Raw genomic sequence first — 23,722 nt, 5'->3', positions numbered from 1 at the left:
CGTCAGATCATGCCGGACGGTCGCCCTCCTCGCCCGCCCCGCCCGTCACTTCGGCAAGCCCGTGGCGCGCGGCGGCCTTCTCCGCGGCCAGCCGGCGGTGCTCGGCGGCCTTGCGGTCGTGGAGGTCCGCCATCCGCAGGTGGTATGCCGGGTCGTCCTCCTCGTAGATGTCCGGGATGCCGTCGAGGTCCTCGTCACGCTCCTCGGCCTCCCACATCCGGCGGTACTTGGCGTTGCGCATCTTCAGCAGGACGGTCGCCAGGGCCGCCGCGATCAGCGAGCCCATCAGGACGGCCGCCTTGACCTCGTCGGTGAGGACCGCGTCGCCGTCGAAGGCAAGCTCCCCGATCAGCAGCGAGACGGTGAAGCCGATACCGGCGACCGCGGCCACGGCGAAGACGTCCGCCCAGGCGAGGTCCTCGCTCAGCGAGGCTCGGGTGAAGCGGACGGTCAGCCAGGTCCCGCCGAAGATGCCGAGCGTCTTGCCGACGACCAGCCCCAGGACGACGCCCAGCGTCTCCGGTTCGGTGAACACGTCACCGAGCGCGCCGCCGGAGATCGACACCCCGGCGCTGAACAGGGCGAACAGGGGAACGGCGAGGCCTGCCGACAGGGGGCGGACGAGGTGTTCGATGTGCTCGCCGGGGGAGTGGTCCTCGCCCTCGCGGGTGGTGCAGCGCAGCATCAGGCCCATCGCGACGCCGGCGATGGTGGCGTGCACGCCGCTGTTGTACATCAGCGCCCAGATGACCAGCGCGAGCGGCACGTACACGTACCAGCCGCGTACGCCCTTGCGCAGCAGCAGCCAGAACACGACCAGGCCGGCGGCCGCGCCGCCGAGCGCGGCGAAGTGGATGCCGTCGGTGAAGAAGAGGGCGATGATCAGGATCGCGAACAGGTCGTCGACGACGGCGAGTGTCAGCAGGAAGGCACGCAGGGCGCTGGGCAGGGAGGTGCCGATGACGGCCAGCACGGCGAGCGCGAAGGCGATGTCGGTGGCGGTGGGCACCGCCCAGCCCTCCAGGGCGCCGCCCCCGGTGAGGTTCGTCAGGACGTAGACCAGTGCCGGTACGGCCATGCCGCACAAGGCGGCGACGACGGGCAGCGCGGCGGCCCTGGGGTCCTTGAGGTCACCGGCGACGAGTTCCCGCTTCAGCTCGATGCCGGCGACGAAGAAGAACACGGCGAGGAGCCCGTCGGCCGCCCAGTGCTCGATCGACAGGTTCAGCCCGAGCGCCTCGGGGCCGAGGTGGAAGTGGCTGACGCTCTCGTAGCTGTGGTGCAGCACGGGTATGTTCGCCCAGATCAGCGCGGCGACGGCCGCCACCAGCAGCAGCACACCGCCGACGGTCTCGGTGCGCAACGCGTTCGCGACGTAGTTCCGCTCGGGCAGGGACAGGCGTCCGAAGACCTTGCGGGGAGTCGTGGCGCGGGGGGTGTTGGCGCGGGGCGCGGTCACGGTGAGGCCTCCGGTGGGTGGACAGCACGGAACTCGTGCCGACCAGACTTCCCGGCTCACCTTTGTTTAGTTTACCTAAAATGAGCCCGGGGCGTTCCGGTGATTCTCACGTTAGGTGCGAAAGGGGCACCCCGCGCACCGGGCGCCGGGTGCCCCGGACATCGGTACGGGCGGCCGTCCTCAGTCCTCGCTCGGTGCCGTGGGGAGGTTCTTCTGGATGAGGTCCATGACGGTCGAGTCGGTCAGCGTGGTGACGTCACCGAGCTGCCGGTTCTCGGCCACGTCCCGCAGCAGACGGCGCATGATCTTGCCGGAGCGGGTCTTCGGCAGCTCGGCCACCGGCAGGATGCGCTTCGGCTTGGCGATCGGGCCGAGCGCGGTACCGACGTGGTTGCGCAGGTCGGCCACGAGGCCCTCGTCATCGGCGTTCGCCGTGCCGCGCAGGATCACGAAGGCGACGATCGCCTGTCCGGTCGTCTCGTCGGCGGCGCCCACCACGGCCGCCTCGGCGACGGAAGGGTGCGACACCAGCGCCGACTCCACTTCGGTGGTGGAGATGTTGTGGCCCGACACGAGCATCACGTCGTCGACACGGCCGAGCAGCCAGATGTCGCCGTCGTCGTCCTTCTTCGCGCCGTCGCCGGCGAAGTACCTGCCTTCGAAGCGAGACCAGTACGTGTCGAGGAACCGCTGGTCGTCGCCCCAGATGGTGCGCAGCATCGACGGCCACGGCTCGGTCAGGACAAGGTAGCCACCCCCGCCGTTCGGCACCTCGTTCGCCTCGTCGTCGACGACGGTCGCGGAGATGCCGGGCAGCGGCGTCTGCGCGGAACCGGGCTTGGTCGCGGTCACGCCCGGCAGCGGCGAGATCATCATCGCGCCGGTCTCGGTCTGCCACCAGGTGTCGACGACGGGCGTGCGGTCCGCGCCGATGTGCTTGCGGTACCAGACCCAGGCCTCGGGGTTGATCGGCTCCCCGACGGACCCCAGGACCCGGAGGCTGGAGAGGTCGAACTTCGCGGGGATGTCGTCGCCCCACTTCATGAACGTACGGATCGCGGTCGGCGCCGTGTACAGGATCGTCACGCCGTACTTCTGCACGATCTCCCAGAACCGGCCCTGGTGCGGGGTGTCGGGCGTGCCCTCGTACATGACCTGCGTCGCGCCGTTCGCCAGCGGCCCGTACACGATGTACGAGTGACCGGTGACCCAGCCGACGTCGGCGGTGCACCAGTACACGTCGGTCTCGGGCTTGAGGTCGAACACGGCGTGGTGGGTGTACGCGGTCTGGGTGAGGTAACCGCCGGAGGTGTGCAGGATGCCCTTCGGCTTACCCGTCGTGCCGGAGGTGTAGAGGATGAACAGCGGGTGCTCGGCCCCGAACGCCTCGGGCGTGTGCTCGGCCGGCTGCCGCTCGACGATCTCGTGCCACCACACGTCGCGGGTGACGTCCCAGGCGACCTCCTGGCCGGTGCGCCGGACCACGAGGACGTGCTCGACGTTGTCCACGCGCGCGACCGCGTCGTCGACGGCCGGCTTCAGCGCGGATGGCTTGCCGCGCCGGTACCCGCCGTCCGAGGTGATGACGACCTTGGCGTCGGCGTCCTGGATGCGGGTGGCGAGCGCGTCCGCCGAGAAGCCGCCGAAGACCACCGAGTGCGCGGCACCGATCCGGGCGCACGCCAGCATCGCGACGGCCGTCTCGGGGATCATCGGCATGTAGACGGCGACCCGGTCGCCCTTGCGCACGCCCAGCTCCAGCAGTGCGTTGGCGGCCTTGGAGACCTCGTCCTTGAGCTGGGCGTAGGTGATGACGCGGCTGTCGCCCGGCTCACCCTCGAAGTGGATCGCCACCCGGTCGCCGTGCCCGGCTTCCACATGCCGGTCGACGCAGTTGTACGCGACGTTGAGTTCGCCGTCCTTGAACCACTTGGCGAACGGCGGGTTCGACCAGTCCAGCGTCTCCGTCGGCTCCTTGGCCCAGGCCAGCCGACGGGCCTGCTCGGCCCAGAAGCCCAGCCTGTCAGCCTTGGCCTGCTCGTACGCCTCCGCCGTGACGTTGGCGTTGGCGGCCAGGTCGGCGGGCGGCTCGAACCTGCGCTCTTCCTTGAGCAGGTTGGCCAGGCTTTCGTTGCTCACGACATCTCCCAATCCAAGGGTGTCCGTTGTGTCCCGAGCCACAGCTCATCAGACCCGCGGGCCGGTGACAAGGGCCGACAGGAGATTGGTTTAGACCTGTCGTGGCCGGGGTGTGTGGCTCCTTCTCTGTCGCCCGAGTCATCCGTACCCACGGGTCCGGGCCGGGCGGAGTTCAGGCGTGTAACGGCTTTCACACTTGGGGGAGGCGGGGGTGGGCCGAGGGAAGAGCGTTGGGTAGGGGGTGTACCGAGGGGAGGTGTGAGGGGGGAGGTCTGGGAAACGGAGGCGAGTGCGGCGGGTGCGTGCGGAGCGGACCCAAGTGCCTCGGGGCCTGCGCCGAGGGAGCCAAGCGAGGAGGGCTGCGTCGAGTGGGTGGGCAGCGTGGTCGGGCCGGCCCAGCGGCCGGCCCGACCCGCCCGACTCTCACGCGCTCAGATCCGCCACTCCCACATGGTCGAACACCTCGCCCTCGCCCTTACCCGCCCTCGCCTCGCTGAGCAGGTATGCCTGGGCCTCGCCCACATGGAAGTACATCCCGTGCAGTTCCAGCTCGCCGCCCCGCAGCGCCCGCGCCACCGACTCATGGGCCCGTAGTCGGTCCAACTGCTCGACCACATTGGTGAGGCAGAGCTGCTCGACCGCGTCGGCGGCGTCCCGCCCGGCCAGCCGCGCCCAGGGCCGGCCGGGGTCGGCCATCCGCTCCAGGCTCGGCAGCCCGTGCCGCAGCCACCGCTTCAACGGTGTCCGCGCCGCGCCCAAGTCGGTGTTCAGCAGTGCCTGCATGGCTCCGCACCCGGAGTGCCCGCAGATCGTGACGGACCGCACCTTCAGGACGTCCACCGCGTACTCGATCGCGGCCGCCACCGAGTCGTCTCCGCTCTCCTCGCCGGGCGGTGGCACGAGGTTGCCCACGTTGCGCACCACGAACAGGTCGCCGGGACCACTGGAGGTGATCATCGACGTGACCAGCCGCGAGTCGGCGCAGGTGAGGAACAGCTGGGACGGCTGCTGCCCCTCCCGAGCCAGCCGGGCCAGCTCGCCCCGCACCAGCGGCGCGGTGTTCCGCTGGAACGCGCTGATGCCACGTACCAGTTGGCGCGCACTCGGCCGGGATCCGGCGGCACCGAGCGACTCGGTGCGCTCGGTGTGCTCGGAGAGCTCGGCCGACTCGGTCCGCTCGGTGAGTGCCGCGGGTGCCGCGGACTCGGCGAGCCCGCTCGCGCTGGCCGACCGGGCGGACTCGGCAGCCTCCGCAGGAAGTGCGCCGCTACCGCCGCCAGGCTCCCGTCCGGACGGTTTCTCCGGCGACCCGTCCCGGCGCCCCGAGGCTCGGCCACCGGGCGGCGGCGCCGATCTCGGACCACCGCACTGATGGTTGCGCCAGGGTGTCCAGGGGCGGCAGCGGCAACCGGCGAGAGGGCTGTCCGCCGTGTCGGCGGAGACGACGGCTTGGACGCCGGAGACGGCTTCGACGGGGGAGGAACCGGGCTCGACGCCGTCGCTGCCGGATCCGGTGCCGGGATCGGTGCCGGTTGTGCTGCCCGGTCCTGTGCCGGAGCGGCGGCTCGTCAGCTCGACGGATCCGCCCTGCGCGGTGTGCGTTCTCTGCCAGTCCTGCAGTGTCTCGTACGCCGCATGGTCCATGAAGGAACCGTCCAACTCGACGACGACACGCGAGCCTTGCGGCACCTGGTGCAGGGCGCGGCTGAGGCGTGGCACCGCCAGGAACGTCAACTGCCCTCGTACGTGTACGTAATGGACTCCTTCCTTGTCGTCGTGGGTGATGCGGGTGCGGGCGAGACGGTGCATGGAGACGGCGACGGCCACGGCGATCCCCAGAGCGACGCCCTCCAGGACACCGAGGAACACCACGCCCAGGGTGGTGATGGCGTACACCGGCACCTCTCGGTGGCGGGTCACCGTGCGGATGTGGTGCAGGGACACCATCTGGATGCCGACGGCCATGACCAGGGCTGCGAGCGCGGCGAGCGGGATCAGCTCCAGGACCGGTACCAACAACAGCGCGGCGACCACTACGAGAACGCCGTGCACCATGGTGGAGTTCCGGCTGACGGCACCGGCTTGAACATTCGCCGAACTGCGCACCGCCACTCCCGCGACGGGCAGTCCGCCCAGTGCGCCCGAGACCAGGTTGGCGGCGCCCTGTCCGAAGAGTTCCCGGTCGAGGTCGGAGCGGCCGACCAGGGCGGGTGGGCCGGGACGGGCGGCGATGAGTTTGTCCACGGCGACCGCGCCGAGCAGCGACTGCACGCTGCACACCAGCGTGATGGTGAGGACGGCGGCGGCGAGCCCGAGCGCCGGGCCCTCGGGCAGCCCCGCGAGGGCATGGCTGCTCCAGGAGGGCAGTTCGACCCGGGGTTGGGTCAGGCCGGCGAAGACGGCGGTCGTCGTGGCCCCGCTGACGGCGACCAGCGCGGCGGGCACCTTGCGCAGCAAGCGGCCCATGCGGCCGGGGAGACGCGGCCAGAGCAGCAGCAGGGCCAGGGTGAGGACACTGACCGCCACGGCGGCGGGGTGCAGGTCGGCCAACTGGGCGGGCAGGGAACGGAGGTTGTCGAGGACGGAACTCTGCGGACTGCCGCCCAGGACGATGTGCAACTGGGCGACGGCGATGGTGACACCGATGCCCGCGAGCATGCCGTGCACGATGGCGGGGCTGACGGCGAGCGCGCTGCGGGCCACGCGCAGGCAGCCGAGGCCGAGTTGGGCGAGTCCGGCCAGGACGGTGATGGCGCAGGTCGTTCGCCAGCCGTAGTGATGGATGACGTCGGCGGTGACGACGGTCAGGCCGGCGGCGGGTCCGCTGACCTGGAGGGGTGAGCCGCCGAGCCGTCCGGCGACGAGCCCGCCCACGGCGGCCGCGACGAGGCCGGCCTGGAGGGGTGCGCCGGTGGCGAGGGCGATGCCGAGGGACAGAGGCAGGGCGATCAGGAAGACCGCGATCGCGGCGGACAGGTCGGCGCCCGCCACGCGGAAGCGGCGGTGCGGGGGGCTGTGGGGTGGATGGACCCGCTCGGTGGGTGGCGAGTCCGGTGTGCGAGTGGGGATGCAGGCTGACATGTTTCCCGTCTCCTCCGGGGCTGCGCGGTCGCGTCTTGCGGCCGTGGGTCACGGCGTACAGCGGCGGGATGGATCAACTCTCAGTAAACGGATCGTAATGCAGAGTAAAGGCTGAGCATGGATATTTCCGGCAAATGGTGCAATCCATCACTCCCATGAGTGAACTGGGCATCTCATCGGCTTGTCGTATTAATTCTTTTTCGGGGTCCGTGCGACGTTGACGGCGCCGTTGTTGGCCCTGGAGAAGGAAGAAGGTGGGCGGAAATGGCCGCCACCCAGAGGATCGCCGTGGGCGCCGTGATCGCCGCGGCGGTCACCGCATCGCTCGCCGGCTGCGCCACGGGAACCGATGGTTTCCACCGTTCGGACGAAGGGGCGTCGGGGCCTCAGAAGGCGAAGCCGGCGGCACCCGCTCCCAAGAACGCCGTCCGCCTGATCGGCGACGGCTCGACCGCGTTCACCGGGGCCCAGCCCCATCTGCCCCGACCGGAGAGACTGAAGCCGGGACAGAGGCCCCCGCAGTTCGTCGTCTTCTCGTGGGACGGCGCGGGCGAGGACAGCCAGCGGCTGTTCTCCCACTTCCGCAAGGTGGCCAAGGAGAACAACGCCACGATGACCTACTTCCTCAGTGGCGTGTACCTGCTGCCCGAGCACAAGCGCGACCTCTACAAGCCGCCCCAGCATTCGCCGGGCCGCTCCGACATCGGCTTCAACGACGAACGGGGCATCGCCGACACCGTGCAGCAGCTTCGCCTGGCGTGGCTGGAGGGCAACGAGGTGGGAACCCACTTCAACGGCCACTTCTGTGGCAAGGGCGGTGGCGTCGGCGAATGGTCGGTCGAGGAGTGGAAGGCGGAGATCGCCCAGGCCAAGCAGTTCGTGAAGACGTGGAAGACCACCACCGGCATGGCGACGGCGGCTCCGCTGCCCTTCGACTACGACAAGGAACTCATCGGCGCCCGCACGCCGTGCCTCGAAGGCCAGGAGAACTTCCGCAAGGCCGGCCGGGAGCTGGGCTTCCGCTACGACACCAGCGGCGTCAACAACCAGGTGTGGCCCGGCAAGAAGGAGGGTCTGTGGGATCTGTCCATGCAGCTCGTGCCCTTCCCCGGCCACTCCTTCGAGCAACTCACCATGGACTACAACTTCATGGTCAACCAGTCCGGCACCGTCACCCAGGGTGATCCCGCCAAGCACGAGTACTGGGGCGACCAGATGCGCGACGGCCTGCTCAGGGGCTTCCAGCGGGCCTACGACGGCAACCGCGCGCCGCTGATCATCGGCAACCACTTCGAGTCCTGGAACGGCGGCACGTACATGCGCGCCGTCGAGGAGGTCGTGGAGAACGTGTGCACCAAGGAGGAGGTGCGCTGTGTCTCCTTCCGGCAGCTCGCGGACTGGCTGGACGCCCAGGATCCGCAGGTCCTGGCCAAGCTGCGCGGCCTCGGCGTCGGCGAGGCCCCGAAGCAGGGCTGGGCATCCTTCCTCGCCGGCGGCCCCGCCCCGGCCCCGAAGGGTGCGCCCGGGGCGCCGGCGGTCAAGCGGTAGCGGCCGGTCGTGAGCGGCGGGTGTCGCGGGGGGACAGCCCGCCCGACCGTCACACCGAGGCGGTCACGCTCTCGCCGAGGACGAAGCCGGGGTCGACCTGCGCGGCCAGGTCGGCCCCCGTGCGCTCGTTACCCCACGACTGGGCGTTCCTCAGATGGAAGTGCACCATCTGGCGCGTGTAGCGCTCCCAGTCGCGCCGCTCGTACGCCGAGTCGGCGGCCGCCCGCAGCACGTCCAGGGCGTGGCGGTTGGTGTGCTCCAAGGAGTCGAACCGGGGCGGCCGGCCCTTCTCCATCGCGCGCACCCAGTCCGAGTGTCCGACCGTCACGAGCAGATCGTCCCCGACCTCGGAGCGAAGGAAGTCGAGGTCGTCCTCGCCCTGCACCTTGTTGCCCACGACCCGCAGCTCGACGCCGAAGTCATGGGCGTACTCCTTGTACTGGCGATAGACGGAGACCCCCTTCCGGGTCGGCTCGGCGACGAGGAACGTGATGTCGAAGCGGGTGAACATGCCGGAGGCGAAGGAGTCCGAGCCCGCCGTCATGTCGACCACGACATACTCGTCGCGGCCGTCCACCAGGTGGTTGAGGCACAGCTCCACCGCTCCCGTCTTGGAGTGGTAGCAGGCGACTCCCAGATCGGCGTCCGTGAAGGGCCCCGTGACCATCAAACGGACGGCGCCACCGTCGAGTTCCACCGGCCGGGCACACGCGTCGTACACCGGGTTGTCCTCCGACACCCGCAGCAGCCGCGAGCCCTCGCCGGGCGGAGTGGTTTTGATCATCGTCTCGGCGGAGGCGATGCGGGGGTTGGTGCCGCGCAGATATTCCTTGATCAGCGGCAGCCGGGCGCCCATGGCCGGCAGCGCCTTGGCCTCGGCCTCGTCGAGCCCGAGCGCGGCGCCCAGATGCTGGTTGATGTCCGCGTCGACCGCGATCACCGGCGTGCCGCCGGCCGCGAGATGGCGGACGAAAAGGGAGGACAGCGTGGTCTTGCCGCTGCCGCCCTTCCCGACGAAAGCAATTTTCATGTTCACCAACAGTAGCGGGTCGAACGCTCTGCGTGGCACATCCGCGTGAGGAAGGCCACTCCTTCGTGTGGGTCCGCGCTCCCGTTGCGTAGTGTCGTACTCATGAGTACGACAGGCGCTACCGCCGATCCGCTCGCAGCCCTGGGGTCGCTGCCCGGGGTGGCCGACTCCGTCGAAACCGTGCGCAAGGCCGTGGACCGGGTGTACGGGCACCGCATCATGCGCCGCCGCAGCACCGCGATCACCTCCGAGGCCGCCCTGCGCGGCTCCCGGGGCTCTGCGGCGCTGTCCGGGGCGGACTGGGCGCTGGAGGAGGTGCGCCGACGCAGCGACTTCGGTGCCGACGACGAGGCGCGCGTCGTCGGCGCGGCACTGCGGCTGACCGCGGAGGCGGGCCAGCTGCTGTCCATCTGGCGGCAGTCGCCGTTGCGCGTGCTGGCGCGGTTGCACCTGGTGGCCGCGGCGACCAGTGGCGACGAGGTAGGACGCCCGAGGCGGGCGGGCGAGGAGGTCGACGAGCCGCTGATCGAGCTGCCGTTGCCGAGTGCGGACGAGGTCTCCGGCCGGCTGGAAGGGCTGTCCGGGCTGATCCTGGGCGGCAGTTCCGCGCCCGCCCTGGTCACGGCCGCGGTCGTCCACGGCGAACTCCTCGCCCTGCGCCCCTTCGCCTCGCACAACGGCCTGGTGGCACGGGCCGCCGAGCGCATCGTTCTGATCGGCAGCGGTCTCGACCCCAAGTCGGTCTGCCCCGCCGAGGTGGGCCACGCGGAACTGGGCCGGGCGGCCTACCTGGCGGCGCTCGGCGGCTATGTGTCCGGCACCCCGGAGGGCATGGCGGCTTGGATCGCCCACTGTGGCCGCGCGGTGGAGTTGGGGGCCCGTGAGTCCACAGCGGTGTGCGAGGCGCTTCAGCGCGGGGCGGCGTAAAGGGGAAAGGCCCCCCTCGGGGAGCCTGGAAAGGGTTGCGGCGGCACGAGTTCTCGTACCGCCGCTGGCATGCTCACCGGGTTACCAGGCGTCCTCGATATATGCCCATCAGGTGGGGAACTTCGCCCGTCACCTGGTGCGGCTGGCCCGTAATCGACGGGTCGACGTCGCGTGGGTGCTCGGTGTTCATGCTTCGGTCCGTGGGGCCAAATGCGGTAATAAGGTGATCCTCTCGGATGTCCTTGGTCTCGCGGGCCGTTAAACCCTTTGTACTCCAGGACCCCGGAAAGCGGAAGTGTCGGCGCGGGTTCTTTACTTTTATCCTCAAATAGGTGGTAAACGGGCCCGGTCGCTGTGAGCGCCGCTCAGGCGGTCGGCGCCGCCCGCCGTCGGGTGGCGTACCAGACCATGCCCGCCGTCGCGGCCGCGGCTCCCAGCGCCGCCATCGCGACGAGCGCCGGGCGGGGCGGGACCGAGAACCCCGGAATCCGCTGCTTGAGCCGCACCGGCCGGTGGAAGTCCAGAATCGGCCAGCCGCGCGCGACGGCCTCACGGCGCAGTGCGCGGTCCGGGTTCACGGCGTGCGGATGGCCGACCTCCTCCAGCATCGGCAGATCGGTCGCCGAGTCGCTGTAGGCATAGCAGCGCGCGAGGTCGTACCCCTCGGACTCCGCCAGTTCCCTGACGGCCTCGGCCTTGGTCGGGCCGTACGCGTAGTACTCCACCTCCCCGGTGAAGCAGCCGTCCTCGCCCACGACCATCCGGGTGGCCACCACGCGGTCCGCGCCGAGCAGCTCGCCGATCGGTTCGACCACCTCCGCGCCCGACGTGGACACGATGACGACATCGCGGCCCGCGGTGTGGTGCTCCTCGATAAGGGAGGCGGCCTCGTCGTAGATGAGCGGGTCGATCAGGTCGTGAAGGGTCTCTGCGACGATCTCCTTCACCTGCTGGACGTTCCAGCCGCGGACCATCGCGGAGAGGTACTCGCGTGTCCGCTCCATCTGGTCGTGGTCCATACCGCCGACGAGGAAGACGAACTGCGCATATGCGGTGCGCAGAGCCGCCCTGCGATTGATCAGCCCGCCTTGGTAGAAGGACTTGCTGAAGGTGAGCGTGCTCGACTTCGCGATGACCGTCTTGTCCAGGTCAAAGAAGGCCGCTGTACGGGGCAAGGAGTGGTTTTCCACCCCTTGAGCATAGGGGCAGCTCATTCGGCGTAAGGTCGGCGTGTGGGTTTGCCTGAGAGGGCCCTCGGGTACACCATGGAAGTCACGGATCGTTCGCGACCGTGCTAATCCCGGTCCGACTCCTCCCCCCCCGAGTCGGCCGTGGAGACGACCCCCGCTCTCCCCCCCGGCGGGGGTCGTCGCATGTCCGGATGGGTTTTCATACTTTCTGCGCGGCTGTAGCGCTGTATCGACGCTCCTGCGGCCGCCTCTTCGGCGCGTCCACCCTCCGTCACGTTGTGTAGCCGTCGGACTGCTCTGCGGACGTCGCAGGCAGGGCGGACGGTGCTCACCGGTATGGGTGGCGTCGATATTCACAACTCCTCACTCATCCACAGTTATCCACCAAGATCCACATGATTCCCGGCTTCGCTGCACCGTGATTCCGACACGTCCGCTCGCGCCGAGTTCAGGACCGGTTCCGTTTACCGGTCACCCGAACCGGATTCCGCCGGACGTTCCTAAGGGGACCGGGCGCCGGTTCTTCACACGTACGGGAATCGCGGGGCAGCGGAGGACTGCGCGCCACGCGGCGAAGGGGGATGGAAACCGTGACCGGAGCCGTCACACACGACTCGCCGTCCGCTGCCGGAAGCCGGCAGGGCAGGCCGCTCATCGTCACCGAGGACGCGGCACTCCTCGACGATCTGCTGCGGCTGTGCGCCGCGGCCGGCGCCACACCGGAGGTGCACCACTCGGTGCCCGAGCAGCGGGGCGGTTGGGAGTCCGCGCCGGTCGTCCTGGTCGGCGACGACGCCGCGCGGCGCGTCCGCGGTGCCGCCCGCCGTCGCGGCGTGGTCCTCGTCGGGCGCGACCAGGACGATTCGGGGGTGTGGCGCAGGGCCGTCGAGATCGGCGCCGACCACGTCCTGATGCTGCCCGACGGCGAGCAGTGGCTCGTCGACCGGATCGCCGACGTCGTCGAAGGCGTCGGGCGGCCCGCCCTCACCGTCGGAGTCGTCGGCGGGCGTGGCGGGGCCGGAGCGTCCACGCTCGCCTGCGCCCTCGCCGTCACCTCCGCGCGTGAGGGAATGCGCACCCTCCTGGTGGACGCGGATCCACTGGGCGGCGGACTCGACGTACTCCTCGGCGGTGAGACCGTCGAAGGCCTGCGCTGGCCGGCGTTCGCCGCCTCACGCGGACGCGTCGGCGGCGGCGCCCTGGAGGAGTCGCTGCCCGAACTGCATCAGCTGCGGCTGCTCAGCTGGGACCGCGGCGACTGCGTCGCCATCCCGCCGCAGGCGGTACGGGCGGTGCTCGCCGCCGCCCGCCGCCGCGGCGGCACGGTCGTCGTCGACCTGCCGCGGCGCGTCGACGACGGGGCCGCCGAGGTCCTCGCCCAGCTCGACGTCGGCCTCCTGGTGGTCCCCGCCGAACTGCGGGCCGTCGCGGCGGCCGGGCGAGTGGCCTCCGCCGTCGGCATGGTCCTGCACGATCTGAGGGTGGCGGTGCGCGGTCCGTACGCGCCCGGCCTCGACGACCGTGAGGTGGCCCGCCTGCTCGGACTGCCCCTGGCCGGCGAGGTGCCCGTCGATTCCGGCCTGCTGCGCCCGGACGGCGGCACCGCACCGCCCGGCGCGTCGGCACACGGACCGCTCTCCCGCTTCTGCAAGGCGTTCTTGGATCGGGCCCTGACCGAGGCGGGCGCCGCGTGAACGCCGTGCCCCGGCTCGACCGGCCGCGAGGATCCGGCGCACTCCTCGACGGCGTACGGCAGTGGCTCGCCGAGAGCGGAGCCGAACCCACACCCGCACGCGTGGCACAGGCGCTGCGGGAACAGGGGCGGGTTCTCGGGGACGCGGAAGTTCTCGGCGCGGCCGAGCAGTTGCGCTCCGAACTGGTCGGCAGCGGCCCGCTGGAGCCGCTGCTCGCCGACCCGTCGGTGACCGACGTGCTGGTGTCTGCCCCCGACCGGGTCTGGGTGGACCGGGGCGGCGGCCTGGAGCTGACCGCCGTCTCCTTCCCGGACGCGGCCGCCGTACGGCGCCTGGCGCAGCGTCTGGCCGCGGTGGCCGGCCGGCGGCTGGACGACGCCCGGCCGTGGGCCGACGCCCGGCTGCCCGACGGCACCAGGCTGCACGCGGTGCTGCCCCCGGTGGCCGTCGGCTGCACCTGCCTGTCGCTGCGAGTGGTACGGCCGCGGGCGTTCACCCTCGACGAACTCGTGGCCGCGGGCACGGTGCCGCCGGGTGGGGACCAGGTGCTGCGAGCGTTACTGCGGTCCCGCCTGTCCTTCCTGGTCAGCGGGGGCACCGGCAGCGGCAAGACGACGTTGCTCAGCGCGCTTCTGGGGCTGGTCGGGCCCGGAGAGCGGATCGTGCTGGCGGAGGACTCGGCGGAGCTGCGGCCGGACCATCCGCACGTCGTCCGGCTGGAGAGCAGACCCGCCAACCAGGAGGGCGCCGGTCTGGTCACGCTCGAGGACCTCGTGCGGCAGGCCCTGCGGATGCGGCCGGACCGGCTGGTCGTGGGCGAGGTGCGCGGAGCGGAGGTCGTCCACCTGCTGGCCGCGCTGAACACCGGCCACGAGGGCGGGTGCGGCACGGTGCACGCCAACGCCGCGGCAGACGTGCCCGCCCGGCTGGAAGCGCTCGGTACGGCGGCCGGGCTCGACCGGGCGGCTCTGCACAGCCAGTTGGCGGCTGCACTGTCCGTGGTGCTGCACCTCGTGCGCGACCGGGCCGGGCGGCGTCGGATCGCCGAGGTGCATGTGCTGGAGCGGGATTCTTCGGGACTGGTGCGGACCGTGCCGGCCCTGCGGTGGCAGTCGCACGCGTTCGCCTACGAGCGCGGCTGGGAGCGGCTGAGGGAGCTGCTGCGAAGTGAGGGGAGCGAGGACGAGCGATGGGAGTGACAGGCGTGGTGGGCGACGTACCGATGAGCGCGGCCGTCGGTTGTGCCGGGGTGGCGGTCCTGCTGTGGGGCGGACCGCCCTCGGCGGCCCGGCGGGCGCGGTTGCTGCTGGCCGGGGGCGGGGTTGCCGGCAGTGGGCCGCCGTCATGGCACCACCTGGCACACGCATTGCGGCGAGTGCGTGGACGCTGGCGGCCCGAGTGGTGGTCACCGGTCGTCGGACTGGTCGTGGCCGTGCTGGGCGGTTCGGTGCTGCCGGTCGCCGCGGGGGCGGTCGGAGTACCCCTGCTGCGCCGGATGCGTCGGGCCCGCTCGGCGCGGCGGGCGGGCGAGCAGCGGGCCGACGCGGTGATCGCGCTGTGCGCGGCGCTCGCCGGGGAGGTGCGCTCGGGGAGGCAACCCGGCGAGGCCCTCCAGCGTGCCGCTCATGACTCGGGAGGGCTCGGCGAGGCTCAGGCGGCCGTCCTGGCGGCCGCCCGGTTCGGTGGGGACGTGCCCGGTGTGCTGACGGGTGCGGCGCGGCAGCCGGGGGCCGATGGTCTTTCGGGGCTCGCGGCGTGCTGGCGCGTGGCCGTGGACCGGGGCGCGGGACTCGCGGCCGGCCTCGACCGTCTCGAAGGGGCGCTGCGCGCCGAGCGGGACCAACGTACCGATTTGCGGGCGCAGTTGGCTGGAGCGCGTGCCACGGCGGTGATGCTCGCCGGCCTGCCGGTCCTGGGCCTCCTCCTGGGCACCGCTCTCGGCGCGGACCCGCTGCGCGTCCTGCTGCACACGGCGGCCGGTCTGGGGTGCCTGTTCGTCGGCGGGGTGCTGGAAGGGCTGGGGATGTGGTGGGCGCTGCGGATCGTGCGGGGCGCGGAGGGCGGATGAGGCGCGGCGAGGTTGGGAGGTGGGTGTCGCGTGGGTCGGCCGGATGAGGCGCATGGAGGACGGATGAGGGAGAGGGAGGCGGGATGAGTGCGGAAGTCGTCCACAGGCTGGGGGTGGCCATGGGGATCGTCATGGTCCTGGGGTGGGCGGTGCGGCGGTTGGACACCGTGCGGCGTCGGCGGCGGGCGAGGCGGAGACTCGCCGAGGTGCTGGCCCGGCCGGCGAAGGCGGGGACCCCGCGGCCCGGGGCGCGGGAGGTCGTGCGGCGGTGGCTGCCGGAGGCGGCGGTGTGGGGCGCCGGGTGGACGCTGGGCGGTGGGCTCGTGGGTCTCGGCCTGGGGTTGACCGCAGCGGCGGTGCTGTGGTGGTGGCGCCGCAGGCAGCGGGCGACGGATTCGATGAGCGAGGCCGACGCGCGGGCCGTGGCCCGGCAGCTCCCACTCGCGGCCGACCTGCTGGCCGCGTGCATCGCGGCCGGTGCGGGGCCGGTGATCGCGGCGCAGGCCGTGGGCGAGGCACTGGACGGCCCCGTGGGAGGAGCGTTGGCGCGGGGTGCCGCCGAGGTGCGCCTCGGAGGCGAACCCGCCCGCGCGTGGCGGACGTTGGCCGCGGTACCGGGGGCGGCGGCGCTGGCCCGGCTGCTGGAGCGGGCCGGTGTGTCCGGTCTGCCCGCGGCGGTGCCGGTCGCCCGGATCGCGGCCGACGCCCGAGCCGACTGGGCGCGTGCCGGCACCGCTCGGGCCCGTCGGGCGGCCGTCCTGGTCACCGCACCGGTGGGGCTGTGCTTCCTGCCCGCCTTCATCGCCGTGGGCATCGTGCCCGTCGTGATCGGCCTGGCGGGCGGGGTGCTGGGAGGGGGTGAGCCGTGAGGCGGATCTGACTCGCGGCCAGAGCGCCGGGGCGGTCGGTCCGGCCTGGTCACGCGGTGGGAGCCGCTGTCGGTCAGGGGGTTCGAGCGGGTTCAGCAGTTGTAGCAGTTGCAGCGGTTTCCAACGGTTGCAGCAGGTCGAGCAGGCGGCTGGTCCACGGGGACCGGTCACGGGCAAGGGCATCGGGACTCACGGGGGTCGAAATGAGCAAGGCGGTACGAGCGAGGTTGCGTTTCCTGGTGTGCCGGGTGCGTGCGGCGCGGAGGGACGCGGGGATGGTGACGTCCGAGTACGCGATGGGAATCGTTGCGGCGGTGGCGTTCGCCGTGGCCCTCTACCAGGTGGTGACGAGCGGGGCGGTCGCGGCGGAGTTGCAGAGCATCGTGAAGCGGGCGCTCAGTGCGGGGACGTGAGCCGGGCCGGATGCGAGGCGCGGACCGGGGATTCGTGACGGCGGAGGCGGCTGTGGTGCTGCCGGTGCTGGTGGCGTTCGCGATGGCGCTGGTGTGGGGGTTGATGGTCATGGCCGCCCAGATCCAGTGCGTGGACGCGGCCAGGAACGGCGCCCGGTCCGCCGCCCGGCAGGACCCGGCCGACGCGGTCGTGGAGGTGACGCGGGCGACGGCACCGCGTGGGGCGCGTGTGACGGTCACCCGTGAGGGCGACCAGGTCCGCGTGGTGGTCGTGGCGAGGCCTCCGGTACTGCGAGGGCTGCCTTTCGAGGTGCGGGAGGAGGCGGTGGCCGCGGCGGAGGACGTGGGGGTCGCGGAAGACGGTGGCGGCGGGGCCGCGGCCGGACGGGAGGCGGGGCCGTGAGAGCACGTGAGGGAGGCACGGGGCGCCTCTCGGCGGGCCGGGGGGCTGCCGGGCGACGGCACCGGCGGGAATACGGTGGCGGTGCTCCCGCTCCTGTCCCTTGGAAGGGCTCGGGAATGGAAGTGCTCCGCCGCTGGTGGGACTGGCTCGTGGGGCGGAGCCGGTGTCAGGCCGACCGTGGGTCCGCGACCGTGTGGACCCTGGCCGCGCTGGCCGTCCTGTGCCTGGTGTTCGGCGCCGTGCTCGCCCTCGGTCAGGCCGTCCTGGTCCGGCATCGTGCCGCCGGGAGCGCGGACCTCGCCGCACTCGCGGCCGCGGACCACTGGACGGACGGCACCGCGGCGGCGTGCGCCCGCGCGGACCGGTTGACCCGGGCACATGGGGCACGACTGGTGCGGTGCGTGGTCGTGGGGGAGGTGTCGGACGTGACGGCGGTGGCTGGGCAGGGGCCGTTCAGGGTGGAGGTGAGGGCGCGAGCGGGGCCGGTGGTGCCCCAGGTGTCAGAGGTACCGGTGGTGCCGACGGCGGGAGGCTGAGCCGGGTGGCCGAGCGGACCGCCTCCCGGCGGCTCTCCGTCGACCGCTCACCCTCCGCCGTCCTTCACGGCTCCGTCCTCGACCGCTTCGTCCTTCACCGCTTCGTCCCTCACGGCTGCATCCTCGACTGCTCCGTCCTTCACCGCCGTGTCGTCCTCCGTCGGTGCGCACCGCAACAGCTCTGTCAGGAGTCTCACCGCGCCTCTCTTGTGCAAGGGGTCGTTGCCGTTGCCGCACTTGGGGGACTGGATGCAGGACGGGCAGCCGGCCTCGCACTCGCAGGAGGCGATGGCCTGGCGGGTGGCGGTCAGCCAGGCACGGGCCGTGTGAAAGGCCCGTTCGGCGAAGCCCGCCCCGCCCGGATGGCCGTCGTAGACGAAGACCGTGGGGAGGAGGGTGTCGGGGTGCAGGGGGACCGAGACGCCGCCGATGTCCCAGCGGTCGCAGGTCGCGAAGAGGGGCAGCATGCCGATGGAGGCGTGCTCGGCGGCGTGCAGGGCTCCGCCGAGGATCTCGGGGTGGATGCGGGCCGCGTCCAACTGGTCCTCGGTGACCGTCCACCACACGGCGCGCGTGCGCAGCGTGCGAGGAGGGAGGTCGAGCTTCGACTCGCCCAGTACCTCACCGGTGATGACACGCCGGCGCAGGAAGGAGACCACCTGGTTGGTGACTTCGACGGAGCCGTAGCACAACCTGCCCTCGCCCCAGGGAATCTCGACGTCCGTCTCCAGGACGGAGACCGCCGTCGTGTCGCGCGCGACCGTCGAATACGGCGGATTCGCCTCCTCGACCAGGGCGACCGAGTCCTCCAGGTCCAGGGAGCGCACCAGATAGGTACGGCCCTGGTGCAGATGGACCGCTCCCTCGTGGACGGCCGAGTGGGCGGCGCCCTCGTCCACCGTGCCGAGCAGCCGGCCGGTGCCGGACTCGACGATCTGGACCGGCCTGCCGCCTCCGCCGCGGATGTCGGTGAGGTCGGCGGCGCGTTCGCGCCGGGTCCAGTGCCAGGCCTTCGTCCGGCGGCGCAGCAGCCTCGCGGCCTCCAACTGTGGCAGCAGCGCCTCGGTCTCGGGGCCGAACAGCACGAGGTCGTCCTCGGTGAGCGGGAGCTCGGCGGCGGCCGCGCACAGGTGCGGGGCGAGGACGTAGGGGTTGTCGGGGTCGAGGACGGTCGATTCCACCGGGCGTTCGAACAGGGCCTCCGGGTGGTGGACGAGGAAGGTGTCCAGCGGGTCGTCGCGGGCGACCAGCACGGCCAGCGCCCCCTGCCCCGCTCGTCCCGCTCGTCCTGCCTGCTGCCACAGCGAGGCACGGGTGCCCGGGTATCCGGCGATGAGGACGGCGTCCAGACCGGAGACGTCGATCCCGAGTTCGAGGGCGGTCGTGGCGGCCAGGCCGAGGAGTTCACCCGAGTGGAGGGCCTGTTCGAGGGCGCGACGTTCCTCGGGGAGGTAACCGCCGCGGTAGGCCGCGACACGCCGGGACAGCGACCGGTCCACCTCGGCGAGGCGTTCCTGGGCGATGAGGGAGATCAGCTCGGCACCGCGCCGGGAGCGGACGAAGGCCACCGTACGGACGCCCTGGACGGCGAGGTCGGTGAGCAGGTCAGCGGTCTCGGCGGTGGCGGTGCGGCGGACGGGGGCGCCCTTCTCTCCTCGCATCTCGGTGAGCGGGGGTTCCCAGAGCGCGAACACCAGTTCGCCGCGCGGTGAGGCGTCGTCGGCCACCTCGACCACCGGAAGGCCGGTGAGGCGGCCGGCGGCCACCGAGGGCTCGGCGGCTGTCGCGGACGCCAGCAGGAAGACGGGGGAGGCGCCGTAGCGGGCGCACAGGCGGCGCAGGCGGCGCAGCACCTGGGCCACGTGGGAGCCGAACACGCCGCGGTAGGTGTGGCACTCGTCGACCACCACGTACTTCAGGGATTTCAGGAAGGAGGACCAGCGGGCGTGGGACGGGAGGATGCCGCCGTGCAGCATGTCCGGGTTGGTGAGGACGTAGTTGGCGTACTGGCGGACCCACTCGCGTTCCTCGACCGGGGTGTCGCCGTCGTACACCGCCGGGCGTACCGCCGTGCCCAGAGGTTGTGAAAGTTTCTTCACGGATCGGCACTGATCCGCCGCCAGTGCCTTGGTCGGCGCGAGGTACAGCGCGGTGGCGCCGCGGCCGTTCGGGGCCTGTGAGCCGTCCAGGAGGGTCGACAGGACCGGAACGAGGTAAGCCAGGGACTTGCCGGACGCGGTGCCGGTCGCCACGACCACCGAATCGCCGTCCAGGGCGTGCTCGGCGGCGGCGGCCTGGTGCGCCCAGGGGTGCTCGATGCCGCAGGCCTGCACGGCCGCGATGACCTCCGAACGAATCCGGTCAGGCCAGACGGCATGGCGGCCCGCGCGCGGGGGCACATGCTCCGTATGAGTGATGCGCGACGCCCGGCTCGGTCCCGAGGCGAGCCGGTCCAGGATCTGGCCCGGAGACAGGCGGGGCGCGGGCTGTGCCGAGGGTCGATCGGATCGGTGATTCTTGGCCATCGGCACCGAGTGTGTCACTGGCGTGACGGACAATGGAGCCAAGGCGTCGTGCACGCCTGCCGGTAAGTGATTGAATGCCATCGCGGCTGGCGTACCGTCCCGGGGGCTCCTGCCCAGGTGTTCCGAGGGACGACCGCTCGATAGCAAGGTGCTGGAGGATCCGTGGACCTGTCCCTGTCGACCCGTACCGTCGGCGATCGTACGGTCGTCGAGGTCGGTGGCGAAATCGACGTATATACCGCGCCCAAGTTGCGCGAGCAGCTGGTTGAGCTGGTGAACGACGGCAATTTCCACCTTGTCGTCGACATGGAGGGCGTGGATTTCCTCGACTCCACCGGGCTCGGCGTGCTGGTCGGTGGCTTGAAGCGGGTGCGTGCCCACGAGGGCTCGCTGCGCCTGGTCTGTAACCAGGAGCGCATTCTGAAGATCTTCCGCATCACCGGTCTGACCAAGGTGTTCCCGATTCACACCTCGGTCGACGAAGCGGTCGCGGCCACCGACTGACCACTCCGTCCGGGCCCCTGTGGCCCGGACGGCCCAGTTGAACACCGGGGCACCGGGCTTTCGGCAGCCCGGCCCCCCGACAGCACGCCCGTAGTTCCGAGGGGGATGCATGGCCACCGTTGAACTCCGCTTCAGCGCGCTGCCCGAGCACGTCAGGACCGCCCGACTGGTGGCGGCAGCGGTGGCGCGCAGGTCCGGGGTGGACGAGGCCGTTCTCGACGAGGTCAGGCTCGCCGTCGGTGAGGCTTGCAGTCGTGCCGTCGGGCTCCACCGGAGCGGCGGCATCACCGCGCCGGTGAAGGTGGCGCTCATCGAGGAGGAGAAGCAGTTCTCCATCGAGGTGGGGGACGAGTCCCCGCGGGTGGCGCCCGGTGACCGGGCGCCGGGTTCCGGCGACCTCGATGCGGACGCCGAGGAGGACGAGATGGGCCTCGCGGTCATCAGCGGCCTCGTCGACGACGTGGAGGTCACCGCCGGGGAACACGGCGGACTGATCCGTATGACGTGGCCGACCACACCGCCGGCCGCGGCGCTCGGCTGACGTCGGCGCGCTCCCGTCCGGCCCGGGCCGGACGGATTCGTACTCGAAGGGCCCCACTCCGGTGGGGCCCTTCGGCATGTGCGCAGGTGCGACGGCGCGCTTACAGTGGTGCCAGGAAGTGAATCTTGAAGAAGTGAATGTCGCCGCGCGGGAAGTGAACCCTGCCGCGAATTTCGTGAAGCCATTCACGAACGGCAATGCCTTGGAGGCATTACGGTGACGGATTCGCGGACGAAGGCTAATTCCGTTTCCCGCACACTGTTTTGATCAGGTTCCGGTACCTACAATCCGTCCACATCTTGAGCTCAGCCCAAGCGTCAAGGAGGACGAATGGCGGGGCTTTCTACCCCTCAGCGGTTGGACCACTCCACAACCTTCGCGGCCGCGGTGCTGACCGACGGCAACCGACTCCTCGTGGTGGTCATCGCGGTCGTCGCACTGGCCGCACTCGTGGTCGCGGGCGTGCTGCTGCGCCAGGTGCTCGCGGCGGGCGAGGGCACCGACAGCATGAAGAAGATCGCGGCGGCCATCCAGGAGGGCGCCAACGCCTACCTGACCCGGCAGTTGCGCACCCTCGGCGTATTCGCCGTCGTGGTGTTCTTCCTGCTCATGCTGCTGCCCGCGGACGACTGGAATCAACGCGCCGGACGATCGATCTTCTTCCTGATCGGCGCGGCGTTCTCGGCGGGCACCGGCTACATCGGCATGTGGCTCGCCGTACGCAGCAATGTGCGTGTCGCCGCGGCGGCCCGGGAAGCGACTCCGGCGGAAGGGGAACCGGAAAAGGATCTCACCGCCGTTTCGCACAAGGCGATGAAGATCGCATTTCGCACGGGCGGCGTGGTCGGCATGTTCACGGTGGGCCTCGGCCTGCTCGGCGCCTCCTGCGTGGTGCTGGTCTACGCGGCCGACGCGCCGAAGGTCCTGGAGGGCTTCGGTCTCGGTGCGGCGCTCATCGCGATGTTCATGCGGGTCGGTGGCGGCATCTTCACCAAGGCCGCAGACGTCGGCGCCGACCTGGTCGGCAAGGTCGAGCAGGGCATCCCGGAGGACGATCCGCGCAATGCCGCGACCATCGCGGACAACGTGGGCGACAACGTCGGCGACTGCGCGGGCATGGCGGCCGACCTGTTCGAGTCGTACGCGGTGACGCTGGTCGCCGCGTTGATCCTCGGCAAGGTGGCCTTCGGCGACGCCGGGCTCGCGTTTCCGCTGCTCGTGCCCGCGATCGGTGTGATCACGGCCATGATCGGCATCTTCGCGGTCGCGCCACGCCACTCGGACCGCAGCGGCATGTCCGCGATCAACCGGGGTTTCTTCATCTCCGCGGTGGTCTCACTCGTGCTGGTCGCCGTGGCCGTGTTCGTCTATCTCCCCGGGAAGTACGCCGACCTCGACGGCGTCACGGACGCGGCGATCCAGGGCAAGAACGGCGACCCGCGCGTCCTGGCCCTCGTCGCGGTGGCGATCGGCATCCTCCTGGCCGCCGTCATCCAGCAGCTGACCGGCTACTTCACCGAGACCACGCGCCGCCCGGTGCGCGACATCGGCAAGAGCTCGCTGACCGGCCCGGCCACCGTCGTCCTCGCCGGCATCTCCGTCGGCCTCGAGTCCGCTGTCTACACCGCCCTGTTGATCGGCCTGGGCGTGTACGGAGCCTTCCTGCTGGGCGGTACGTCGATCATGTTGGCGCTGTTCGCGGTGGCCCTGGCCGGCACCGGCCTGCTCACTACGGTCGGCGTGATCGTCGCGATGGACACCTTCGGGCCCGTCTCCGACAACGCGCAGGGCATCGCGGAGATGTCCGGCGACGTCGAGGGCGCGGGCGCGCAGGTGCTCACCAACCTCGACGCCGTGGGCAACACCACGAAGGCCATCACCAAGGGCATCGCCATCGCCACGGCCGTGCTGGCGGCGGCGGCGCTCTTCGGGTCGTACCGCGACGCCATCACCACCGGCGCGCGGGACGTCGGCGAGAAGCTCTCCGGGGACGGCGCGCCGATGACCCTGATGATGGACATCTCGCAGCCCAACAACCTGGTCGGCCTGATCGCCGGCGCTGCGGTCGTCTTCCTCTTCTCGGGACTGGCGATCAACGCGGTGTCGCGGTCGGCGGGTTCCGTGGTCTACGAGGTGCGGCGGCAGTTCCGGGAGAAGCCCGGGATCATGGACTACAGCCAGACGCCGGAGTACGGCAAGGTCGTCGACATCTGCACCAGGGACGCCCTGCGGGAACTCGCCACACCCGGCCTGCTCGCGGTGCTGGCGCCCGTCTTCGTCGGGTTCACGCTCGGTGTCGGCGCGCTCGGCGCGTTCCTCGCGGGCGCGATCGGCGCGGGCACGCTGATGGCGGTGTTCCTCGCCAACTCGGGCGGCGCCTGGGACAACGCCAAGAAACTCGTCGAGGACGGCCACCACGGCGGCAAGGGCAGCGAGGCCCACGCGGCGACCGTCATCGGCGACACCGTCGGCGACCCCTTCAAGGACACCGCGGGGCCCGCGATCAACCCGCTGTTGAAGGTCATGAACCTGGTGGCGCTGATCATCGCGCCCGCGGTGATCAACTTCAGCTACGGCGACGACAAGAACCTCGGTGTACGGATCGTGATCGCGGTCCTGGCGCTCGTGGTGATCGTCGGCGCGGTCTACGTCTCCAAGCGGCGCGGTATCGCCATGGGTGACGAAGACAACGCCGGCCAGTCGGCCAAGTCGACCGATCCGGCGGTGGTTTCGTAGGAACCGGGAACAGTGCGCAGCTCAAAGGTCGGGCGGACGGCGCGTGTTGACGCGTCGGC

At 71.2% G+C, this 23,722-nt stretch carries 18 protein-coding genes; 12 read left to right on the top strand and 6 right to left on the bottom strand.

Features of this window, described 5'->3' with window-relative positions:
* Positions 1 to 7: 7 nt before the first annotated feature.
* From nhaA to ACZ5Y0_RS14470, 3 genes are all read right to left on the bottom strand, one after another.
* Positions 8 to 1,459 (bottom strand): Na+/H+ antiporter NhaA, encoded by a 1,452-nt coding sequence (gene nhaA / locus ACZ5Y0_RS14480; RefSeq protein ID WP_469128994.1) that lies wholly within the window; start codon positions 1,457 to 1,459, stop codon positions 8 to 10.
* 180 nt (positions 1,460 to 1,639) lie between these two features.
* Complete coding sequence (gene acs, locus ACZ5Y0_RS14475) at positions 1,640 to 3,598, bottom strand: acetate--CoA ligase (protein ID WP_469128993.1); 1,959 nt, start codon at positions 3,596 to 3,598, stop codon at positions 1,640 to 1,642.
* Between the two features lie 423 nt (positions 3,599 to 4,021).
* The gene (locus tag ACZ5Y0_RS14470) at positions 4,022 to 6,679 is read right to left on the bottom strand and encodes a SulP family inorganic anion transporter (RefSeq protein WP_469128992.1); all 2,658 of its coding nucleotides are present in this window, start codon (positions 6,677 to 6,679) and stop codon (positions 4,022 to 4,024) included.
* 264 nt (positions 6,680 to 6,943) lie between these two features.
* On the opposite strand from ACZ5Y0_RS14470, the gene ACZ5Y0_RS14465 reads away from it, so the two are divergent.
* Positions 6,944 to 8,227: a polysaccharide deacetylase family protein gene (locus tag ACZ5Y0_RS14465; protein WP_469128991.1), complete on the top strand. Its 1,284-nt coding sequence runs from the start codon at positions 6,944 to 6,946 to the stop codon at positions 8,225 to 8,227.
* A gap of 49 nt (positions 8,228 to 8,276) precedes the next feature.
* Here the strand turns inward: ACZ5Y0_RS14465 and ACZ5Y0_RS14460 are convergent, their stop codons facing one another.
* The gene (locus ACZ5Y0_RS14460) at positions 8,277 to 9,257 is read right to left on the bottom strand and encodes an ATP-binding protein (RefSeq protein WP_469128990.1); all 981 of its coding nucleotides are present in this window, start codon (positions 9,255 to 9,257) and stop codon (positions 8,277 to 8,279) included.
* 102 nt (positions 9,258 to 9,359) lie between these two features.
* On the opposite strand from ACZ5Y0_RS14460, the gene ACZ5Y0_RS14455 reads away from it, so the two are divergent.
* Positions 9,360 to 10,184: a Fic family protein gene (locus ACZ5Y0_RS14455; RefSeq protein ID WP_469128989.1), complete on the top strand. Its 825-nt coding sequence runs from the start codon at positions 9,360 to 9,362 to the stop codon at positions 10,182 to 10,184.
* Positions 10,185 to 10,549: 365 nt separating this feature from the next.
* Here ACZ5Y0_RS14455 and ACZ5Y0_RS14450 read toward each other — a convergent pair whose 3' ends face one another.
* Entirely contained in the window at positions 10,550 to 11,398 is an 849-nt protein-coding gene (locus ACZ5Y0_RS14450; protein ID WP_469128988.1) for an HAD family hydrolase, read from the bottom strand.
* Between the two features lie 557 nt (positions 11,399 to 11,955).
* Here ACZ5Y0_RS14450 and ssd point away from each other — a divergent pair.
* From ssd to ACZ5Y0_RS14415, 7 genes are all read left to right on the top strand, one after another.
* A complete protein-coding gene (ssd, locus tag ACZ5Y0_RS14445) occupies positions 11,956 to 13,068 on the top strand; it encodes a septum site-determining protein Ssd (RefSeq protein WP_469128987.1) in 1,113 nt (370 codons plus the stop codon).
* Positions 13,065 to 14,267 carry a TadA family conjugal transfer-associated ATPase gene (locus ACZ5Y0_RS14440; protein WP_469128986.1) on the top strand — a complete coding sequence of 401 codons (1,203 nt, stop codon included), beginning with the start codon at positions 13,065 to 13,067 and terminating at the stop codon, positions 14,265 to 14,267. Before ssd ends, ACZ5Y0_RS14440 begins: the two co-directional genes overlap by 4 nt.
* Entirely contained in the window at positions 14,258 to 15,136 is an 879-nt protein-coding gene (locus ACZ5Y0_RS14435; RefSeq protein WP_469128985.1) for a type II secretion system F family protein, read from the top strand. The genes ACZ5Y0_RS14440 and ACZ5Y0_RS14435 overlap by 10 nt, the downstream gene beginning before the upstream one ends.
* Before the next feature lie 83 nt (positions 15,137 to 15,219).
* The gene (locus tag ACZ5Y0_RS14430; RefSeq protein ID WP_469128984.1) at positions 15,220 to 16,005 is read left to right on the top strand and encodes a type II secretion system F family protein; all 786 of its coding nucleotides are present in this window, start codon (positions 15,220 to 15,222) and stop codon (positions 16,003 to 16,005) included.
* Between the two features lie 203 nt (positions 16,006 to 16,208).
* The gene (locus tag ACZ5Y0_RS14425; RefSeq protein WP_469128983.1) at positions 16,209 to 16,418 is read left to right on the top strand and encodes a DUF4244 domain-containing protein; all 210 of its coding nucleotides are present in this window, start codon (positions 16,209 to 16,211) and stop codon (positions 16,416 to 16,418) included.
* 10 nt (positions 16,419 to 16,428) lie between these two features.
* Positions 16,429 to 16,821: a TadE family type IV pilus minor pilin gene (locus ACZ5Y0_RS14420; protein WP_469128982.1), complete on the top strand. Its 393-nt coding sequence runs from the start codon at positions 16,429 to 16,431 to the stop codon at positions 16,819 to 16,821.
* A 116-nt stretch (positions 16,822 to 16,937) separates the two neighbouring features.
* Positions 16,938 to 17,357 carry an Rv3654c family TadE-like protein gene (locus ACZ5Y0_RS14415; RefSeq protein WP_469128981.1) on the top strand — a complete coding sequence of 140 codons (420 nt, stop codon included), beginning with the start codon at positions 16,938 to 16,940 and terminating at the stop codon, positions 17,355 to 17,357.
* 47 nt (positions 17,358 to 17,404) lie between these two features.
* On the opposite strand, the gene ACZ5Y0_RS14410 is transcribed toward ACZ5Y0_RS14415, so the two are convergent.
* On the bottom strand, positions 17,405 to 19,963 hold the full coding sequence (locus ACZ5Y0_RS14410) for a DEAD/DEAH box helicase (RefSeq protein ID WP_469128980.1): 2,559 nt from the start codon (positions 19,961 to 19,963) through the stop codon (positions 17,405 to 17,407).
* An 81-nt stretch (positions 19,964 to 20,044) separates the two neighbouring features.
* Between ACZ5Y0_RS14410 and bldG the strand changes: the two genes are divergently transcribed.
* The 3 genes from bldG (at position 20,045) to ACZ5Y0_RS14395 (ending at position 23,663) form a co-directional block, all read left to right on the top strand.
* Positions 20,045 to 20,386 carry an anti-sigma factor antagonist BldG gene (gene bldG, locus ACZ5Y0_RS14405; RefSeq protein WP_009189842.1) on the top strand — a complete coding sequence of 114 codons (342 nt, stop codon included), beginning with the start codon at positions 20,045 to 20,047 and terminating at the stop codon, positions 20,384 to 20,386.
* Between the two features lie 109 nt (positions 20,387 to 20,495).
* The gene (locus ACZ5Y0_RS14400; protein ID WP_469128979.1) at positions 20,496 to 20,927 is read left to right on the top strand and encodes an ATP-binding protein; all 432 of its coding nucleotides are present in this window, start codon (positions 20,496 to 20,498) and stop codon (positions 20,925 to 20,927) included.
* A gap of 330 nt (positions 20,928 to 21,257) precedes the next feature.
* Positions 21,258 to 23,663 carry a sodium-translocating pyrophosphatase gene (locus ACZ5Y0_RS14395; RefSeq protein WP_469128978.1) on the top strand — a complete coding sequence of 802 codons (2,406 nt, stop codon included), beginning with the start codon at positions 21,258 to 21,260 and terminating at the stop codon, positions 23,661 to 23,663.
* The last annotated feature ends 59 nt before the right edge of the window (positions 23,664 to 23,722 follow it).

The sequence above is a fragment of the Streptomyces sp. NPDC033216 genome (genome assembly GCF_055577115.1).
The sequence above is the reverse complement of the archived record's forward strand: the minus strand, read 5'-3'. Positions and strand labels throughout refer to the sequence as shown.

Coding starts and splice junctions, on each gene's coding strand:
- ACZ5Y0_RS14470 (WP_469128992.1), bottom strand. CDS start 6,679: ATGTCAGCCTGCATCCCCACTCGCACACCGGACTCGCCACCCACCGAG.
- ACZ5Y0_RS14465 (WP_469128991.1), top strand. CDS start 6,944: ATGGCCGCCACCCAGAGGATCGCCGTGGGCGCCGTGATCGCCGCGGCG.
- ACZ5Y0_RS14460 (WP_469128990.1), bottom strand. CDS start 9,257: ATGAAAATTGCTTTCGTCGGGAAGGGCGGCAGCGGCAAGACCACGCTG.
- ACZ5Y0_RS14455 (WP_469128989.1), top strand. CDS start 9,360: ATGAGTACGACAGGCGCTACCGCCGATCCGCTCGCAGCCCTGGGGTCG.
- ACZ5Y0_RS14450 (WP_469128988.1), bottom strand. CDS start 11,398: ATGAGCTGCCCCTATGCTCAAGGGGTGGAAAACCACTCCTTGCCCCGT.
- ssd (WP_469128987.1), top strand. CDS start 11,956: ATGGAAACCGTGACCGGAGCCGTCACACACGACTCGCCGTCCGCTGCC.
- ACZ5Y0_RS14435 (WP_469128985.1), top strand. CDS start 14,258: ATGGGAGTGACAGGCGTGGTGGGCGACGTACCGATGAGCGCGGCCGTC.
- ACZ5Y0_RS14430 (WP_469128984.1), top strand. CDS start 15,220: ATGAGTGCGGAAGTCGTCCACAGGCTGGGGGTGGCCATGGGGATCGTC.
- ACZ5Y0_RS14425 (WP_469128983.1), top strand. CDS start 16,209: ATGAGCAAGGCGGTACGAGCGAGGTTGCGTTTCCTGGTGTGCCGGGTG.
- ACZ5Y0_RS14420 (WP_469128982.1), top strand. CDS start 16,429: ATGCGAGGCGCGGACCGGGGATTCGTGACGGCGGAGGCGGCTGTGGTG.
- ACZ5Y0_RS14415 (WP_469128981.1), top strand. CDS start 16,938: ATGGAAGTGCTCCGCCGCTGGTGGGACTGGCTCGTGGGGCGGAGCCGG.
- ACZ5Y0_RS14410 (WP_469128980.1), bottom strand. CDS start 19,963: ATGGCATTCAATCACTTACCGGCAGGCGTGCACGACGCCTTGGCTCCA.
- ACZ5Y0_RS14400 (WP_469128979.1), top strand. CDS start 20,496: ATGGCCACCGTTGAACTCCGCTTCAGCGCGCTGCCCGAGCACGTCAGG.
- ACZ5Y0_RS14395 (WP_469128978.1), top strand. CDS start 21,258: ATGGCGGGGCTTTCTACCCCTCAGCGGTTGGACCACTCCACAACCTTC.